Below are 18,079 nucleotides of genomic sequence, written 5' to 3'. Positions count from 1 at the left end.
GGCATGTCGCGGACCACGATCAGGCGCTGACCAGATGTTTTCCCTTTTCGCTTCCTTCAGGGTCGCGCAGAACATAGCCGCGTCCCCATACGGTTTCGATATGGGTTTCACCGCCCGTAGCCTCAGACAACTTTTTGCGAAGCTTACAGATAAATACGTCGATGATCTTCAATTCCGGCTCGTCCATGCCACCATAGAGATGGTTAAGGAACATTTCTTTGGTCAGGGTCGTCCCCTTCCGCAGGCTCAGAAGCTCCAGCATCTGATATTCCTTGCCGGTCAGGTGGATCGTCCGCCCGTCGACTTCGACCGATTTGGCATCAAGATTGATCGCGACAGACCCGGTGCGGATCACCGACTGCGAATGCCCCTTGGAGCGTCGCACGATCGCGTGGATGCGGGCAATCAATTCGTCACGGTGGAAGGGCTTGGTCATGTAATCGTCTGCACCGAAGCCGAAACCGCGGATCTTGTTCTCGGTATCGTCGGAACCGGACAGGATCAGGATTGGGGTTTCGATTCGGCTGAGGCGCAACTGCTTGAGCACTTCATGGCCGTTGATGTCGGGCAGGTTCAGATCCAGCAGGATAAGATCGTAATCGTACAGCTTGGCGAGATCGATCCCCTCTTCCCCCATATCGGTGGAATAGACGTTCAGATTCGCACTGCCGAGCATCATTTCAATGCTCTTGGAGGTCGTGGGATCGTCTTCGACGAGCAGGATACGCATTAACTCTCTCCAGGGAGAACTTAGGGATGCTGTCATCCTTTCACCCAAATGGTTAACTTATCGTTACCACGTTTTCCAACCAGCCTTCAAACCCTCTAAGATTGTCTGAATTTCTGGATCAGCGTCGTCTTCAAGCCATTGGCTCCAAAGGCATTCCTTGCCTCCTCCCAGCCTGCGAGTTCCTCGTCCGACAGATCATAGCGTTCAATCGCCTCGTCTCGGGTGATCAGTCCGGCCTGCACACCGTGCACGACAGCCTCTTTCCGGCGGGCGACCCATCGCGTCGTCCCGATGGGCGGCAGATCGGCCCGAGACATCTGTGTGCCGTCGGGCAGCGTCACCACATGTGGTCCCGGCCCCTTTCTGAGATACATGGCATGCTCCTCCGTAGGTTACCGCCTTCCTGAGCGACAGTCGTTAAGCCAAGATGAAGCGCCACCTTGTGAATATCTCGCATTTTCCTATATCTGACGGCGTTTCCTGCCGGAGAAGCACATGCCCCTGGATCAACCCACGCTCAACAGCCTCGGCATCGCCAAGGCCCCCGCCGACACGCGGGTCGTCGTCGCCATGTCCGGAGGCGTCGATAGTTCGGTCGTGGCCGCGATGCTGGCTGAAGAGGGCTACGACGTGGTGGGCGTCACGCTGCAACTCTACGATCACGGGGCCGCGCTGGCAAAAAAAGGGGCCTGTTGCGCGGGCCGGGACATCCACGATGCGCGGCGCGTGGCGGAGACCATGGGCTTTCCCCACTATGTCCTCGACTATGAAGACACCTTCCGCGAGTCGGTGATCGACGAATTCGCGGATGCCTATCTTGGTGGCGCGACACCGGTGCCCTGCATCCGCTGCAACGAGCGCGTCAAGTTCCGCGATCTGCTGGAAACCGCCAGGGATCTGAATGCCGACTGCATGGCGACCGGCCATTATATCCAGCGCAAGATGGGCGCGCGCGGTCCCGAATTGCACCGCGCCGCCGACCCGGTGCGCGACCAGTCCTATTTCCTGTTCTCCACCACCGGAGAACAGTTGGATTATCTGCGTTTTCCGCTGGGCCATCTGCACGACAAGGTGGCGACGCGAGCTCTGGCCGCGAAATATGGCCTGCCGGTCGCCGACAAGCCCGACAGTCAGGACATCTGTTTCGTGCCGAACGGTGATTATGCCGCCGTCATTGAAAAACTGCGCCCCGATGCCGCGCAACCCGGTGCCATCGTCGATATGGACGGGCGCGAACTGGCCCGTCACGACGGCATCATCAACTATACTGTTGGCCAACGTCGCGGTCTCGGGATCGGCGGACTGTCCGAGCCACTGTATGTGGTGAAACTGGACCCCGACAGGCGCCACGTCGTCGTCGGCCCGAAATCCGCGCTCGCCACGCGCCTGGTGCCGCTGCGCGAAATCAACTGGCTGGGCGACGCGCCGCTGGCCTCTCGAGGGGAATGGCACATCGGCGTGAAGGTTCGATCCACGCGCCCTCCGCGCGAAGCGATCCTGCGGCCCAAAGCAAACGATCTGGCTGAAGTCGAACTGCTGACGCCGGAGGAAGGCGTCTCGCCCGGACAGGCCTGCGTGTTCTATGACCTGGACGATACGCGCGTTCTGGGCGGTGGCTGGATCTGGCGCGGATATTGAAGACCGGGACCTGCGGTTTCTTGAAAACCAGCGGCTAGCGTCTCTTCAAATGCCATTCCGGTCTCCACCTCCCACTCGGCACGTCACTCATCCCATACTGGAGCGTGCGGGCCGTTTCATGGCTCGGTTTTTATCGTCCCTCCAACTCCACAGCGAAGCCGCGCCCCACGTCAGGCAATAGGCGACGCCCAGACCAATGACATATTTTCCATCCAATGGACCAATTGCGGCGCGATCTATGAACTGCGACGCGTTTGTCAAAGGTTCGGGGTGGACGACCAACTTGCCAATATAGGCCGCGCTTTGAATCAGCAGGATCCATAAATAATTCCGTCGGATGCGCCGTCCGAGCGCCACCCATATGGAAACATGGTGCATTGGATATAAATAATCCTCGGCCAGGACTTTTTGCCAGCCGTCTTCCATATGGAGATCGCCGTCGTGCAGCATCGGCGCATAAAAATGCACCTCCATCCACCTGCATCGCGCGCGCCATACATTGAAATATCGGTAGCGGCGCGCCTCCAGCATCAAAAAGAAGAAGATCAAGACGCCCACGAGTATCAAGGGCAGTGGCGATGCGGCCGGCGACGAAAACGCGATGGATAATGCGATGCCCAAAGTGACCACGGCCCAGTTGGTCGTGGTGTCGAGCCGCGTCCGCCAGAGCGTCGACCTGTAGACCTCGCCACGATACAGGTGCGCAATCGCGCCGATTTCGGCAGCGCTAAGTTTCTTTCTTTGCTCAGCTATCTCCGCTGTCATCGAAGCCCCCTGAAACAGGGTTGCACATCAAATATGCACTGAACAACAAATTTCCCGGTGGCTACCGGCCTCTTCGAGACTTAGGACCGCTTTCGGTCTGTCCGATGGCTGCACGGTTCAAACGACGTTGGACACCAGACCTGCCGATCCGAAGGGCCGGAGGGATATATCGTCACTTGCCCATCCCAGCCGGTGAAAGAAACCGGGCCGCACTGACTGCTGTTCTGCATCGTTGGATGTCTTCATTCAGCAGCTTTCACACCGAGATCCTTCTCGTCGACAATCGGGCTGGCGCAAATGCCGATACCCTCGATCTCGATCTCGATGATCTCACCGGGTAGCAACCAACGCGGATTTGGCGTCTTGGCATGACCAACTCCCGGCGGTGTGCCCATAGCGATCAGGTCGCCCGCATCGAGTGTCGCGTATTCCGAAATCGTCGCAATCGTCTGCGCCACGGACCAGATCATGTTGGCCGTGTTGGAGGATTGCAAAATCTCGGTACCGACGCGGCTTTCAATCCTGAGACCTGATGCGCCAGCGGGAAGTTCGTCCGGGGTCACAACGAAGGGACCGATCGCGCCTGTGTCGTCAAAGTTTTTACCCGGCGTCCACTGGTGCGTCTTGCGCTGGTAGTCGCGCACGGACCCATCGTTGAATACGGTATAGCCGAAGACATGGTCCAAGGCATCCGCTTCGGGAATGTGACGCCCACCTTTGCCGATAACCAGCATCAGTTCTGCTTCATAGTCCAGTTTATCGGAGCAGGATGGCCGCACCATCGGTGCTCCTGCGGCCATGATGGAATTCCTGCCCCGCATGAAGAGCGCCGGGTAATCCGGTATGTCATAACCGCCCTCCTTGATGTGATCAGTATAGTTCAGACCCAGACAGATGATCTTGCCCGGATCGGCAACGGGCAAGGCAGGGGTGATCGATGCGACCGGGACGCGGGATGCACCCCTCATTTTTACAGCCACTGACCTTGCGAGCGCGGGAGCGGCGATCAGCGCCTTCAGATCATTGCCGACCGCAGGGTCCAATGCCGTAAGATTAATGGCTTCGTCACCTGTGACCGCAAACACGGCGGCACCGTTCGCCGTCTCGCCCACCATATATTTCATGTGCATGATCCTTGTCAGTGCGATGATATTTTGTCCGCAGTATAGGTATTCATGAGTAAGTATCGATTCATTTTGCGGGCGTGTATTGGTGGCGCAGGTTGCCAGTAAGACAGGCGTCATGTTGCGATAAGCCAAGGTCGGGCTTCGTTGCCATCTCAAGGCCAACGATGGATAAAAGGCAGTCCCAGGCCCTGCCCTTGATTCCGAAACCTCCGTCCAGGCTGGGGAAGTTCTGCGGTACGGGCCTCGTCAAACGTCGGCACAGTCATAAAGGCGACCGCTTTGTGTGGACCTTGGTGAGGCTGCTGGATAAGGCGATACCCAACAGATCAAAGCTGAGGAGGACGACAGCCCATGGATAATCCTGACATCGTATACACCAAAGTTGATGAGGCCCCGGAATTGGCTTCTGCGTCCTTTCTGCCCATCGTTCAGCGGTTTGCGTCAGAGGCGAACGTTACTGTCGGGACGCGCGACATTTCACTGGCCGGGCGCATCATCGCGACGTTCCCCGAAAACCTGACCGAGGAACAGCGCCAGACAGACGATCTTGCACACTTGGGTCAACTGGTGAAAACGCCCGAGGCGAACGTCATCAAGCTGCCCAATATCTCTGCATCTGTTCCGCAGCTGGTTGCCGCGGTCACTGAACTGCAATCGCAGGGTTACGACCTTCCGGATTATCCGGAAAATCCCGCGACCGACGCCGAAAATGCCATCCGCGCACGATATGACGCGATCAAGGGATCGGCTGTGAACCCTGTCCTGCGGGAAGGTAACTCTGATCGCCGCGCGGCTGTGGCCGTCAAAAACTATGCGCAGGCCAACCCGCATCGGATGGGAGCGTGGTCCGCCGACAGCAAGACGACTGTTTCCACCATGTCAGCCGACGATTTCCGGTCGAACGAGAAATCCGCGACGCTGACCGAGGCGGCGACCGTGCGGATCGAACTGGTGGCCAAGGATGGCAGCGTAACGGTCCTGAAGGACAGCGTGTCCTATCCTGCCGGCACCGTTGTAGATGCGACGTTCATGTCGGCAAAGGCACTGGATGCATTCTTGCTGGATCAGGTTGCCGCGACCAAGGCGGCTGGTGTCCTGTTTTCCATCCACCTCAAGGCCACGATGATGAAGGTGTCGGACCCGATCATTTTCGGACATGCGGTTAAAGCGTTCCTGAAACCTGTCTTCGATCAATATGGCGATGATCTGGCAGCGGCCGGTGTCAACCCGAACTCGGGCCTTGGCGCTTTGCTGGACGTAGTGGCGACATCGCCGAAAGCCACAGAAATACAGAAGGCAATTGAGGAAGCCATTGCTGACAACCCACCATTATACATGGTCAATTCAGACAAAGGCATCACCAACCTGCACGTTCCGTCTGATGTGATCATCGACGCATCGATACCGGCGCTGATCCGGGCGGGCGGCAAGGGCTGGGGACCTGACGGGTCTGAATCGGACACCAATTGCGTGATCCCCGACAGCTCTTACGCCGCAGTCTATGACGAGGCGATCAAGAACTGTAAGTCCAACGGCGCGCTGGATCCGTCCACCGCCGGTACAGTTCAGAATGTCGGCCTTATGGCGCAGAAGGCCGAGGAGTATGGGTCGCACCCCACCACGTTCGAGATGCCAGAGGCTGGCACTGTCCGCATGGTTCTCGAGTCTGGCGATGTACTGCACGAACACGAGGTCGAGGCGGGCGACATCTGGCGCTCCGCTTCGACGCGGCAGGCTCCAATCGAAGACTGGGTGCAGTTGGCAATCGACCGGCAGGCGCTGGAAGAATGTCAGGCGATCTTTTGGCTGGACGCGTCACGCGCACATGACGCCGAACTGCTGAAATACGTAAAACCTCTGCTTGATAAGGCTGGTGTTGCAGACAAGTTCCTGATCCTGGCCCCGCGTGAAGCCACGGCCCTGTCGTTCGATACAATCCGCAAGGGCGATACATCGATTGCGGTCACGGGCAACGTATTGCGCGACTACTTGACTGACCTGTTCCCGATCCTTGAACTGGGCACATCGGCCAAGATGCTGTCGATCGTCAAGCTGATGCAGGGCGGCGGACTGTTTGAGACCGGTGCAGGTGGATCGGCACCGAAACATGTCCAGCAGTTGGTTGAAGAAAACCATCTGCGGTGGGATTCACTGGGTGAGTTCTGCGCGCTGGGGGAAAGCCTGAAGTACCTTGCACAGGTAAAGGACAACCCCAAGGCAATGGTTCTGGGCAAGGCCGTCGATGCCGCAACCCAAGGCATTCTGGACAATGACAAGTCACCTGGCCGCAAGGTTGGCCAACCTGACAACCGGGACAGCCATTTCTATTTTGCGCTCTACTGGGCGCAGGCGTTGGCGGCACAGACTGAAGACCCTGAAATGGCAACTGCATTTGAACCGCTCGCCAAGGCACTGGCCGATAGCGAGGAAAAAATTGTGGCCGATTTTGCCGCCGTGCAGGGACGTGCGGTCGATACGGGCGGTTATTACAACACGGATGCCGCGAAAACTGCGGCGGTCATGCGCCCCTCCGCTACGCTGAACGACATCATCGGGTGAACTGATACACGACCCCGCCAGAGTAATTTGGCGGGGCTTCTTCTCAAGTGTATAATCCAGCTGAACGCGCCCGGAGTTTCACCAGCGCCAATACCGTATCAAGCGTCGGTGTGGGCGTGCCGGTCAACATTCCCAATTCTTTGACAGACCCCACCAGTGCGTCGATTTCCATCGGGCGACCCGCATCAAGGTCTTGCAGCATCGATGTGCGGTGCGAACCGACCGCGGCCCCGCCATCCAATCGGCGGTCAACGTCGATAGGGAATTTCACGCCCAGGATTTCAGCAATCGTCTGCGCCTCCACCATCATGGCGCGCGCCACGGCGCGTGTTCCGGGATCGGTGCACAGCACATCCAGCGTGGAGTCGGTCAGGGCCGAGATCGGGTTGAACGACAGATTACCCCATAGCTTGACCCAAATCTCATCGCGCAGCTTTGGGCGAACGGGTGCCTTCAGTCCGGCGTTGGTCAGCAATTGTGACAGGGCCACTGCGCGGTCCGACTTGCTGCCGTCAGGTTCGCCCAGTGAAAACCTGTTACCTTCGATATGGCGGACTGTACCGGGTTCACTCACCTCTGCCGCAGGGTAGACCACGCAGCCCAATACGTTGTCAGGTCCGATACCGTCCCACTGCGCGTTTCCCGGATCGACAGACGTCAAACGCGTTCCTTCAAGCGGGCCGCCGATTTTGTGGAAATACCACCAAGGGACACCGTTAACGCCACTTACAACCGTGCTGTCAGGCCCCAGCAGCGGCTTCATCAACGGAACGACAGGCGGAACGGAGTGCGCCTTCAGCGTGACGACAACATAATCCTGTGGCCCGAGTTTCTCGGGATCATCGCTGGCCGTAATTGGCACCGTCACCGGGTCGGCCCCGTGCTCCAGCAGCGTCAGCCCTTTGTCCTGCATTGCAGCAAGATGCGGTCCGCGCGCAACAAGACTGACATCCGCACCGGCCAGCGCCAGTTTCGCGCCCAGGTAACCACCGATGGCACCCGCCCCGAAAATGCAGACCTTCATGTTGTGGCAAGCCCAAGCTTTTCGGCCAAACCGATACGCTGCATCTTGCCCGTCGCCCCCTTTGGGATTTCATCCAGAATGATGACGTGGCGCGGCACTTTGAAATCGGCAAGCCGTTCAGCGGCAAAGCTGCGGATATCGGTGTCAGTGGCCCTCTGCCCCTCGACAAGGACGACCGCTGCTGCGACGTCCTCACCCAACTTAGCGTGGGGGATGGCGAAGGTGACGACCTGGGCCACTGCCGGGTGATCAAGCAAGATACCATCGACTTCGAGCGGGCTGATCTTTTCGCCGCCGCGATTGATGATTTCCTTCAAGCGTCCTGTCAGATGCAGATACCCGGCATCATCAATCGCCCCCTGATCCCCTGTGCGAAACCAACGCGTGTCGTCGGCGATGAAGAAATTCTTTGCATTCGCGTCCGGGTTGCTTTCGTAGCCCGATGTGACATTCGCCCCCGAGATCACGACCTCGCCGGTGCCATCGATGATCCGGTTCTCGGCCTCATGGGCGATGCGCACCACAGGTCCGGCTGCGATGCCAACCGATCCGGGGATCTGCGCCCCGCGTGCCAGAGGGTTGCTGGTCATCTGATGCGTGGCTTCTGTCATGCCATAGGCCTCGATCACCGGGGCGTTGAACGTATCGGCCAGTGCCGTCATTACCTGCGCGGGAAGCGAGGCTGACGACGATCGCAGAAACCGCAACGGTGTGGTCGCTATGATGTCGGCGTTCCGCGCCGCACGTGACAGGATCGCCTGGTGCATTGTCGGAACGGCCGTGTACCACGTTGGCGTTGCCGTTTTCATCCAGCCGAAAAATTTCAGCGCGTCAAAGCCGGGGGCGCACCAAACGGATGCACCCGAGGCCAGCGATGCAGACACTGCCGCGATCAGCCCGTGTATATGGAACAGTGGCATCACGTTCAGGCAGCGATCGACCGATGTCAGTGCAAGAGACGTCTGAATGTTGCGGGCAGATGCGACAAGGTTTGACTGTGACAAGGGTACGATCTTGGGTCTCGATGTCGTGCCAGACGTGTGCAGGATCAGCGCGGTGCTATCCGGTCCCGGCGACCCCGCTGCGGCAGGGATATCTGCCGCAGCGTCGGGCACAAGGTGGAAGACCCCCGCCGGATCGCTTGGATCAGCATGCAACCGTAATATGCCGACCCCGCAGTCCTGTGCGGCCCGCACCGCAGGGCCATCGTCGCCTGCCTGCGCGACCAATGCTTTGGCCTTCAGATCCGTAAGATAGAATGCGTATTCATCCAGTCGGTAGGCCGGGTTCAGCGGCGCGGTAATGGCCGCTTGCGCGACGGTCACAAAGGCTGTCGCCATCTCTGGTCCGTTCGGCAACACGATCGCGACACGGTCATCCGCGCCGATCCCGGCTGCGCGCAGCTGGCCGGTGATTTGATCACCTAACGCCCGCAGCCCCCCGTAGGTCAGCCAATCGCGGTCAGGCGCGCCGATAGCAGGAAGGTCAGCATCATGAGACGCAAGAAGTGAATGCAGGGTCGCTGACATTTCAAAACCCCGCTTCAATGGATCTGATCATCGGCTTGCAGCATAATATGACACTTTCCTTTCCAGATAACCCAGGAATTCGGAAATGGTAAATGCCAGTGCGAACAGCACGATAAGTACTGCCCAGAAATGCGACATCAGAAAATTCGAAGCATAAAGTTCAAACAATGCGCCAAAGCCAACGATTGATATCAGAAGCTGCCCGATAATAACGCCCTTAACGGCGCGGATAACTCCAATCCGCACTCCACCAAGAATTTCCGGCAAGGCGGCCCAGAAATAGACTTTCGTGAAGGCATCCATAGGTGACGCACCAAAGCTGGTGGACATTTCAATCAGGGACCGGTTGATCTGACGTACACCTGCGCGGGTGTTCAGGATAATGATCCATATGCCAAATAGTGTCGTAGTGATGATGATCGATTTTAGCCCAAACCCAAATAATACCATGAGCACGGGAACCAGCGCAGTCAGTGGTGCGCTGACAAAAATATTCACCCAGGGCAGCAGCAACTCATCCAGTAGACGGCTGCGACCCATGAAAATTCCGATGGGAATGCCAATTACGATAGCAAAGAAAACTCCACCAAGGAACGCAACAGCGGTTTCATATAGTGCTTTGGTAAAAGCAGGCGTGCCGATGATATTGAACAGCGTTACAAAAACCTCCGACAGTGGCGGGACAAAGAACGTCAGCTCCAACTGACCGGTAATTTCCCAAAGTAGACCCCATATAAGCAGGGATGACATATTTGGAAGCTTATATCCCTTGAACCACACTTGAGCCCCCTATTCCACATAAGCGCGCAGTGACGCCCATATCTGATCCACGATATCAAGGTATTCAGGGGCCCGACGAATACTTTCGACCCCTATGGAACGATTGATATTTGGACGTATAATCTCGTGAACGCGGCTTGGCCGCGGTAATAGCAAGGCGATTTGGTCGGAACAGTAGACCGCTTCTTCGATAGAGTGGGTGACAAAAATGAATGTTTTGTTCTCATTCGCAACAAGTGCCAGCAAATCTTCCTGGAACTTGCGCCGGGTCTGTTCATCAACGGCTGAAAACGGCTCGTCCAGCAGTAACACATTTGCATCAACCGAAAGGGCGCGAGCAAGGCCGACACGTTGACGCATACCTCCCGAAAGCTCGTGAGGATACGCTCCTTCAAACCCTGCGAGTCCAACGTCGTTGATATACTTGGCCGCCTTGTCCTCACGTTCCGATTTCGCTACGCCACGCAATTCCAACCCGAATGCCACATTGCGCATGACACTGGCCCAGGGCAGCAATGCGAAATCCTGAAAGACAAAGGCACGGTTTGGACCTGGACCGGTTACGGGTTTGCCGTTGACGATAATCTTTCCGGTATCAGACTTTAGCAGGCCAGCAATGATCTTCAGAAGTGTAGTTTTGCCACAGCCGGATGGTCCGAGGAGAGAGGTCAGTTGCCCGCGTGGAAAATCGAGTGACATATTCTTGAGCGCTTCGACTGCGCCATAGTTTTTGGATACACCGTGCACTGAAACGGCGATGTCCTGTTCCAGCGATTGCGCGTCGGCGAAGGCACTCTCAGTCTGAGACATAACCACGATCATTTCCTTTGAAGAGAATATTTTCTGTTTTTTCCAGCAGATTCAGAAACAGGACAGCGAGTAGAATAATAGAAAAGATGGCCGCATACATGCTGGGATAATCGGCGATAGAGCGACTGTAGGATATGATGTCACCGACACCGGTCGGGGTGATTTTCAACTCGGCGAGGATTGCACCGATGAATCCGGCAGACACACCCAGGCGAAGACCAGAAAAAATCACCGGACTGGCTGCGGGAATAATGATCTTCAGCAGAATATGTCGATCCTTTGCTAGAAACGACTTTGCCATTTCTTTCATCGACGCAGGTGTATTTCGCACGGCACTGCTGGTGCTCAGCACGATTACAGGCATGGACATGATGCAGACAACGAATACCTTCGACGTCAGCCCAATCCCGTAGACCATGACCAATAGCGGGATCAAGGCCGCAAGTGGGGCAGCCTGCATCACAATGAATATAGGAGAAAACAGCCATTCGAACCGTGTACTCAAGCCGATCCAAAGACCAAAGCCGATGCCAAGAACGGTCGATATTGCAACACCTGTAATCAAGGGTTTCAGCGTTTCGGCGTAAGCCACGAATATGCTGCCATCGAATGTCATGCGAGCCAGTGCGGTCATAGATTCAATGAACGTAGGAAAGGCATAGCTGACGGGGATACGGCCCGCAATTTCCCACGCGCCGAAAACCAAGAGCGCGGAGAGGACTTTCAAAAGGAGCGATCGATGTTTCATGACACCTCGGAGGACTGCAAAGGCGAGTAAGGAGCTGTCACCGACAAATTGAAATGCCAGTGACAGCGGTCAGGTTACTTCGCTACGGCATCCAATGGAGCAAGATACCAGAAATCCTCGATATTCATTTCGGCAGGATCGCCGTCCAGCTGCCCGGACGCTGAATACCATTCGAGGTCGGCCATTGCCGCGGTACGACCGCCACCATTGGGGTCATACAAACCACCTTCCACCGCTTCGGTGTAAAAGTCGTCAAGCGTGGCCAATATCTCGCCAGGAAGCTGACCGATAGGGCCATCGGGATTGGTTTCGCGGCTGATTATCGTCGGATCCTCTGCCATATCCTGCCAAACGCTGACCAAGGCTGCGACAAGAATATTCACCTGCTCGCTGTTTTCCTGAATCCAGTCGAGATTAGCAAACAGCGCCTCATCGCTGGCATCGACATCGAACATGGGCAACACGTTAAAACGGTCGCCAGCCTCTGCGATGATCTTGTTCTTGTTTGACAGATCAAGGATCGTAGCCTGCGCTTGACCGGCAAGCATTGCCACAACCCGATTGGAAGATCCTGGTACGTAAGACCGCTCTCCAAACTTCATATCCAACCGGCTTTCAATAACATTGGCGATGGAGTCAGTGCCGCCGCCACGCGAATGCAGCATGATCGGCTGACCATCAAGCTGGTTGAGTTCGGTGTATTCTTCGACGGCGACGGGGAAGAATTTCAGCTTGGAAAGCTGAAAGATGATACGGAGCGGTGCACGGCTGCGCTGCATTGCGGAATAGGGCGTGCCGAAGCCGATATCCATCTGGCCGCTCAGGATTGCCTGGATAGCCAGCTCTTCATCTGAAAACGCGGTCCATTCATATTCGAGGCCATTTGCCTTGGCCCGTTCCAGGGCGACGAAGAAAGCGGCCAATTCATCCGACGGTGTTTCAGCAAGCGCAATCTTGATTGGCTCGGCCTGTGCTGCTGTAAACGTCATGGCAACAGCCAATGGAACAGCCAGCGCAGTTTGCGCGAATTTCTTGACAAAATGTTTCATGGTTCTCCTCCCAGTGAACTCTAATCTTGATTATTCTTGCCGGGGTGGCGCCGTTTGAAGCTTGTCCTCGATCTGTATTTAGTTGCTATGCGTCCTTGAAAAGACGGTCCGAAACCGAACGCAAGTGGGTCCGCATTGCATCATGTGCGGCATCAGCATCCCGGGCGGCGATCGCTGCCACGATTGCATCGTGCTCTGCAAAGCTTGTGTGGGTTGGCGATGGCCGTACACTTGAGCGCACAACACTTCCCCAGGAAACGGCTCTCCGCACCAGATTCAACTTTTCAAACAGCGCAACGAGAAGCAGGTTATCACTGGCGGTTGCAACATGGTGGTGCAGCAGATCGTCCTGCTCTTCGTATTCGGCCCAGGTGGTGGCATCCCTTGTGCGATTCATCGCTCTTTCCATCAATCGCAGGTCATCACCCGATGCATTGATCGCCGCCTCTCGCGCAATCGCAGGTTCGATTACCAATCGGGATCGCATCATCCGGAATGGAGTTAACTTACGACCCAGGTCGACAATTTCATCCGATGAAGCGGCCGCCGCATCTTCCTCGGCAAGAAAAGTCCCCTTCCCTACGTGCCGCCAAACTGCGCCTTCACGTTCAAGCGTGTCCAGTGCCTTGCGCAGTTCTGTTCGGGTCAGGGCAAGACGCTCGGTCAACTCGCGTTCCGCTGGCAGGCGATCGCCCGACGCATACCCACCATCTGCAATGAAAGTTCGCAAAAGCTCGAGCGATGGATCGCGTTTTACGAGTTTGCTGGCGTTGAGCACGTATCCCCCTGCTGGTTGACCAATTCACGAATGATTCCGCTTCACCTGCACAAACCATTACCTGTTGGTGCGCTTAAATCAACACATATTATATTGGTTGGGATTGATCTGCCCACGCTCCCCGACTATCAGTGGCATGATCGCTTTGACCAGGGAGAACATAAGTGACTGAATTTGTTATTACACCGCCTCCGATTGCCTCCATCCCCGTTGTTGGGGGCGGGGCTTTTCCTGTTCGTCGCGTCTATTGCATTGGTCGAAATTACGCGGCCCACGCCATCGAAATGGGGCATGATCCCGATCGTGACCCGCCTTTTTTCTTTCAGAAGAACCCAAACAACTTGGACGCTACGGGCATCTTCCCTTATCCCGCGCAAAGCAGCGACGTGCATCATGAGGTCGAGCTGCTCGTCGCACTAAAGTCCGGCGGCACGAACATCACGGTTGAAGATGCGCTTGATCACGTGTGGGGCTACGCGCCGGCACTCGATATGACGCAACGCGATCTTCAGGGACTGGCCAAGAAGATGGGGCGCCCCTGGGAAATCGGCAAAGCCTTTGAGCATTCCGCACCAGTTGGGCCGTTGCAGCCTGTTGCAGATACCGGGCATCTGGACAGCGGCAAAATCGAATTGTTGGTCAATGGCGAGGTCCGGCAGACCGGTGACATGAATCAGATGATCTGGAAGGTGCCGGAGATGATTTCTTATCTGTCCGAGAATTTCGAACTGGCCCCTGGAGATGTCATCATGTCGGGTACGCCCTCTGGCGTGGGACCCGTTGCGCGGGGCGACACGATGGTTGTCACAATTGAAGGCCTGGCCGACCTGACGGTCAAGGTTGTCTAGCCCTTGACGCATCGGCTCGCAGCCGGAACTGGACTGTGGCTGCGGGCGCCGTAACGTAAAGGGTTGCTGCTTGCACCTGTAAGACTGGAGGCTCGCTTGCATCGGTGCGCCACGCGTAATGGCCCGGCCAGTTTCCGGCGCACCGAACCACAATTACACGTTGATGCGTCATGCCGCCGTGAACACATCTTTCGTCAACGTGAGGTAGATGTTCCGATCTCATATCCTGCGTAGGATGATGGTCATGCTTCGCCGAAATCTGTCGGCATGCAGAGCCATCTCAGGAAAAACAGTGCCGCTGATCGTATCTGTTACGTGGAATACCTCTTTGGAATGGCCGCTTGACAAGCAACAGGTCATGGCGAACCTTCACGACGGGCAGGATAGGATGACAGACCGCCTGATCTGGTTATTCCTGCATGCATTCGGCCATTACCCGGACAAACGCTGGAGGTCAGCGAGCGGATACGCACGGATGATCCCAAGCGTCTCAATCAAGGAACGGACATCATGAGAGGCGCAGACCTTCTGGTTCAAACGCTGTCGAGAGCGGGCGTCACTCGTATATTTTCGCTGTCGGGCAATCAGATTATGCCGATCTATGATGCCTGCTTCGATGCCGGGATCGAGATCATTCATACACGCCACGAGGCCGCCGCCGTCTTCATGGCGGAGGCATATGCCCAACTGACAGGGACAGTCGGCATGGCCATGGTGACAGCCGGAGCGGGGGCGGCGAACGCTCTGGGCCCACTTTTCACCTGCTCGGAATCGGAAACCCCTGTCCTGCTGCTCACCGGCGACTCGCCGATCGGTCAAGACGGCTGGGGCGCGTTTCAGGAGCTGGATCAGGTTCCGATGACGGCCCCTGTGACCAAGCTGTCTTTCCGACCCAAGCGCGCGACGGATTTCGGCATCGACACTGTCCGTGCCCTGCGCACCGCCATGTCGGGCCGGTCCGGGCCCGTACACATGGCCCTGCCCTTCGATCTGGTCGAAGCCGATGCCTCAGGCGGCGTGGTTCCTGCCGCGCCGACCAGGGAACCGATGCCCTTGTCCGCATCTGACGCGCGCGCCATCGCGCAGGCTGTTGCCAAATCTCAGCGCCCGCTGGTCCTGTGTGGCCCCGCCATGAGCGAGACCCGCAATCCCGGCCAACTGGCCGCGCTGGAAAGCGCTTTGGGCGCGCCCACGATCGCCATGGAAAGCCCGCGCGGGCTGAAAGATCCGGCTTTGGGGAATGTCGCAAAAGCGTTGGGCCAGGCCGACCTGATCGTCGTATTGGGAAAACGCATCGACTTCACGCTTGGCTTCGGCGGAAACAACGGTGTTGACCCCGCCTGCAAATGGATGGTGATCCAGGCGGACGCGACTGAGCGTGATCGCGCCCACCGCAATCTTGGTACCCGCCTGAATGCATGTTTTGCGGCCGATCCTCGCGACAGCATCGACGTTTTGGCTGGATCTGGCCAAGGTGGCCACGACGCTTGGCGCCGAGAGGTCGCAAATCTTGTCGCCGCCCGCGGCTTCAGTGCAGAAAACAACGTGCCGTCGGGCAAAATCACCCCCGCCCAGCTGTGCGCTGCGGTTCAACGCCAGATCGGCAAGGCTGAACGCTCGATTGTCATCTGCGACGGTGGCGAGTTCGGCCAGTGGGCGCAGGCCGCCACGCATGCCGATCACAGAGTGATCAACGGCATATCCGGTGCGATTGGCGGCGGACTCTGCTATGGCCTCGGAGCTAAATGCGCGATGCCGGATGCCACAGTTTTCGCTTTGATGGGCGACGGCACCGTCGGCTTCCACTTTGCCGAGTTCGAGACCGCCGCCCGTGTTGGAAAGCCCTATATCGTAGTCATCGGAAATGACGAACGCTGGAATGCCGAGCATCAGATCCAGCTGCGCGATTACGGCCCAGACCGCCTGATCGGCTGCGACTTGAGCGGTGCCCGATATGACGAGGCGGCGAAAGGCCTGGGCGCGCACGGAGAGTTTGTAACCGACCTGGCCGACCTGGATGCTGCGCTGGATCGCGCGGTGCAAAGCGGCAAGCCTGCTTGCGTCAACGTCCTGATCGAGGGCCTGCCCGCCCCCAGCGGGACAGCGCATTAGTCAAGCTTGAAGCCCTTGGTTTTTATGAACCGGGCAAAGTCGACCCGTTCGGGCAGACTGTATTGACGCGCTTTGTCCATCGACCATGTATAAGCGTCGCTGGTCCCGTAACGCTCTGGGCTTCGCTGCGTCTTGTATGGCTGCACCTGCGCGCGATGCGCGTCATACTCCTGCACATCGTAGTCTGATGTCTCGCGGAACCTGTCCAGATGCACGGTCGCACGAAGCGGCAATCTGGGGCTGATCTGCGGAACTTTGGCTGGATAGCCCAACGCAAGCGCGGCGACGGGAAAGACATGATCCGGTAGCCCCAGCAGGTCGCTTACCGCCGGCGCGTGATTGCGGATCGTGCTGATGGGGCAACAGCCCAGGCCCGCCGCTTCCGCTGCGATAACAAAACTTGCCAGGGCGATGCCTGCGTCCAGGCTGGCGTTGAAAAATGCGTCCAGGTGGTCGTTTGCGAACCCTAACCCCTGCATATCGTGCAGTTGCCGCTGACGGCGGTTATTTGCGCAGAAAACCACCAGACTTGGCACGCCTGCAATCCAGGCTTGGGCAGATACAAGCTCCAGCAGTTGCGCTCTGAGATCGGGATCATCGACAATCACGACGTCACGCTGTTGCAGGTCGCTTTTGGACGGCGACGACAGGGCCACCGCACTTAACACTTCCATGACCTCCACAGGCACCGGGTCCGGACGAAACGCCCTGCATGAGCCGCGCCCTGCGATCCCTTGCAAAACCATATTGCCACACAAAGATTCCGGCACGTCGGGCGCATCGGAAAAGCGCGCGTTCAAACCGTCGCGAAGTGGATCACTCATGGAATTTCAGGGCGGCCTGCACAGCAGGACGCGCTTCCATTCGTGCACGGTGCGCCAGAATATTCGGGAAGGCACTTTCATCCACGCCATCCCCTTTCAGCCACCGCGTCACCAAGAACAGATACGGGTCGCAGACTGAGTATTGCTCGCCCAGGACCCAAGGTCCTTTAAGGTAACGGTTCTCAATAAACTCCGCACAGCCGGTCATATTCTCCGCGACTTTCATCCGCATGGCATCGTGGGACGCCGTGTCGTCCGACCAGCGTGCGCCGCGCATCTTGTGCGCATGGGCGACATGAACGGTCGCAGCGATATACAGGTTAAACTCCTGCGCCTGTGCAAACCCGAACGGCGTCGACGGAATCAGATTCGCAGCAGAATAGGTCTGACCGATATAGGCCAGCAATGCAGGTGCCTCGGTCAGGATGCCATTGTCCGTGACCAAGGCGGGCACGCGCCCCTTTGGATTAACATTCAGATAGTCCGGCTGAAGATGGTCTTTCGCTGTGAAATCCAGCAGCCGCAACTCATATTCTGCACCGGCTTCTTCAAGAGCGATGTGAACCGGCAAAGCCGCTGTGCCCTTGGCATAATAGAGCGTGAACATCCCGTTTCCCCCTTGTTCCAAGCCCGACAATAGCGGTGGGGCGGTCTTTGGGAAGACCGCATAATTGTAATTATTAATTACACAATGGGTAAGAATTTATTCCTTTGTGTTAGAAAAACCTTCACCTATATCCATTGTCCACTGACTTTCC

At 57.2% G+C, this 18,079-nt stretch carries 17 protein-coding genes; 4 read left to right on the top strand and 13 right to left on the bottom strand.

What is annotated here, in order from left to right:
• Window positions 1–19 precede the first annotated feature (19 nt).
• Entirely contained in the window at window positions 20–730 is a 711-nt protein-coding gene (gene ctrA / locus AC13C2_RS03400) for a response regulator transcription factor CtrA (RefSeq protein WP_092764616.1), read from the bottom strand.
• A gap of 95 nt (window positions 731–825) precedes the next feature.
• Window positions 826–1,104 carry a CtrA inhibitor SciP gene (sciP, locus tag AC13C2_RS03395; protein ID WP_092764614.1) on the bottom strand — a complete coding sequence of 93 codons (279 nt, stop codon included), beginning with the start codon at window positions 1,102–1,104 and terminating at the stop codon, window positions 826–828.
• A gap of 121 nt (window positions 1,105–1,225) precedes the next feature.
• Here sciP and mnmA point away from each other — a divergent pair, with 121 nt between their 5' ends.
• Window positions 1,226–2,368 carry a tRNA 2-thiouridine(34) synthase MnmA gene (gene mnmA, locus AC13C2_RS03390; RefSeq protein ID WP_482885941.1) on the top strand — a complete coding sequence of 381 codons (1,143 nt, stop codon included), beginning with the start codon at window positions 1,226–1,228 and terminating at the stop codon, window positions 2,366–2,368.
• Between the two features lie 87 nt (window positions 2,369–2,455).
• Here the strand turns inward: mnmA and AC13C2_RS03385 are convergent, their stop codons facing one another.
• Together AC13C2_RS03385 and AC13C2_RS03380 are read right to left on the bottom strand one after the other, a co-directional pair.
• Window positions 2,456–3,133, bottom strand: a complete 678-nt coding sequence (locus AC13C2_RS03385; RefSeq protein ID WP_482885940.1) for a DUF2270 domain-containing protein — start codon at window positions 3,131–3,133, stop codon at window positions 2,456–2,458.
• A 242-nt stretch (window positions 3,134–3,375) separates the two neighbouring features.
• Window positions 3,376–4,257 carry a fumarylacetoacetate hydrolase family protein gene (locus AC13C2_RS03380; protein ID WP_424337675.1) on the bottom strand — a complete coding sequence of 294 codons (882 nt, stop codon included), beginning with the start codon at window positions 4,255–4,257 and terminating at the stop codon, window positions 3,376–3,378.
• A gap of 354 nt (window positions 4,258–4,611) precedes the next feature.
• Between AC13C2_RS03380 and AC13C2_RS03375 the strand changes: the two genes are divergently transcribed.
• Complete coding sequence (locus tag AC13C2_RS03375) at window positions 4,612–6,819, top strand: NADP-dependent isocitrate dehydrogenase (RefSeq protein WP_424337676.1); 2,208 nt, start codon at window positions 4,612–4,614, stop codon at window positions 6,817–6,819.
• A 43-nt stretch (window positions 6,820–6,862) separates the two neighbouring features.
• Here the strand turns inward: AC13C2_RS03375 and AC13C2_RS03370 are convergent, their stop codons facing one another.
• The 7 genes from AC13C2_RS03370 to AC13C2_RS03340 form a co-directional block, all read right to left on the bottom strand.
• Window positions 6,863–7,843 (bottom strand): 2-dehydropantoate 2-reductase, encoded by a 981-nt coding sequence (locus AC13C2_RS03370; protein WP_482885939.1) that lies wholly within the window; start codon window positions 7,841–7,843, stop codon window positions 6,863–6,865.
• A complete protein-coding gene (locus AC13C2_RS03365) occupies window positions 7,840–9,372 on the bottom strand; it encodes an acyl--CoA ligase (protein ID WP_482885938.1) in 1,533 nt (510 codons plus the stop codon). The genes AC13C2_RS03370 and AC13C2_RS03365 overlap by 4 nt, the downstream gene beginning before the upstream one ends.
• Window positions 9,373–9,399: 27 nt before the next feature.
• A complete protein-coding gene (locus AC13C2_RS03360; protein ID WP_339641770.1) occupies window positions 9,400–10,152 on the bottom strand; it encodes an ABC transporter permease in 753 nt (250 codons plus the stop codon).
• 9 nt (window positions 10,153–10,161) lie between these two features.
• Window positions 10,162–10,962 carry an ABC transporter ATP-binding protein gene (locus tag AC13C2_RS03355; protein WP_482885937.1) on the bottom strand — a complete coding sequence of 267 codons (801 nt, stop codon included), beginning with the start codon at window positions 10,960–10,962 and terminating at the stop codon, window positions 10,162–10,164.
• Window positions 10,949–11,710: an ABC transporter permease gene (locus tag AC13C2_RS03350; protein ID WP_092764598.1), complete on the bottom strand. Its 762-nt coding sequence runs from the start codon at window positions 11,708–11,710 to the stop codon at window positions 10,949–10,951. The genes AC13C2_RS03355 and AC13C2_RS03350 overlap by 14 nt, the downstream gene beginning before the upstream one ends.
• Before the next feature lie 74 nt (window positions 11,711–11,784).
• On the bottom strand, window positions 11,785–12,759 hold the full coding sequence (locus tag AC13C2_RS03345) for an ABC transporter substrate-binding protein (protein WP_482885936.1): 975 nt from the start codon (window positions 12,757–12,759) through the stop codon (window positions 11,785–11,787).
• A gap of 85 nt (window positions 12,760–12,844) precedes the next feature.
• Window positions 12,845–13,537, bottom strand: a complete 693-nt coding sequence (locus AC13C2_RS03340) for a FadR/GntR family transcriptional regulator (RefSeq protein ID WP_092764596.1) — start codon at window positions 13,535–13,537, stop codon at window positions 12,845–12,847.
• 164 nt (window positions 13,538–13,701) lie between these two features.
• Between AC13C2_RS03340 and AC13C2_RS03335 the strand changes: the two genes are divergently transcribed.
• Both AC13C2_RS03335 and AC13C2_RS03330 read left to right on the top strand, forming a co-directional pair.
• Complete coding sequence (locus tag AC13C2_RS03335) at window positions 13,702–14,385, top strand: fumarylacetoacetate hydrolase family protein (RefSeq protein ID WP_474521477.1); 684 nt, start codon at window positions 13,702–13,704, stop codon at window positions 14,383–14,385.
• Between the two features lie 510 nt (window positions 14,386–14,895).
• Window positions 14,896–16,497, top strand: a complete 1,602-nt coding sequence (locus AC13C2_RS03330) for a thiamine pyrophosphate-binding protein (protein ID WP_482885935.1) — start codon at window positions 14,896–14,898, stop codon at window positions 16,495–16,497.
• Here AC13C2_RS03330 and AC13C2_RS03325 read toward each other — a convergent pair.
• Window positions 16,494–17,297, bottom strand: a complete 804-nt coding sequence (locus AC13C2_RS03325; protein ID WP_482885934.1) for a nitroreductase family protein — start codon at window positions 17,295–17,297, stop codon at window positions 16,494–16,496. The genes AC13C2_RS03330 and AC13C2_RS03325 overlap by 4 nt on opposite strands.
• Window positions 17,298–17,313: 16 nt before the next feature.
• Window positions 17,314–17,928: a glutathione S-transferase family protein gene (locus AC13C2_RS03320; RefSeq protein WP_482885933.1), complete on the bottom strand. Its 615-nt coding sequence runs from the start codon at window positions 17,926–17,928 to the stop codon at window positions 17,314–17,316.
• Window positions 17,929–18,079: the final 151 nt, after the last annotated feature.

It is taken from the genome of Jannaschia sp. L-14R, assembly GCF_056857695.1.
The sequence above is the reverse complement of the archived record's forward strand: the minus strand, read 5'-3'. Positions and strand labels throughout refer to the sequence as shown.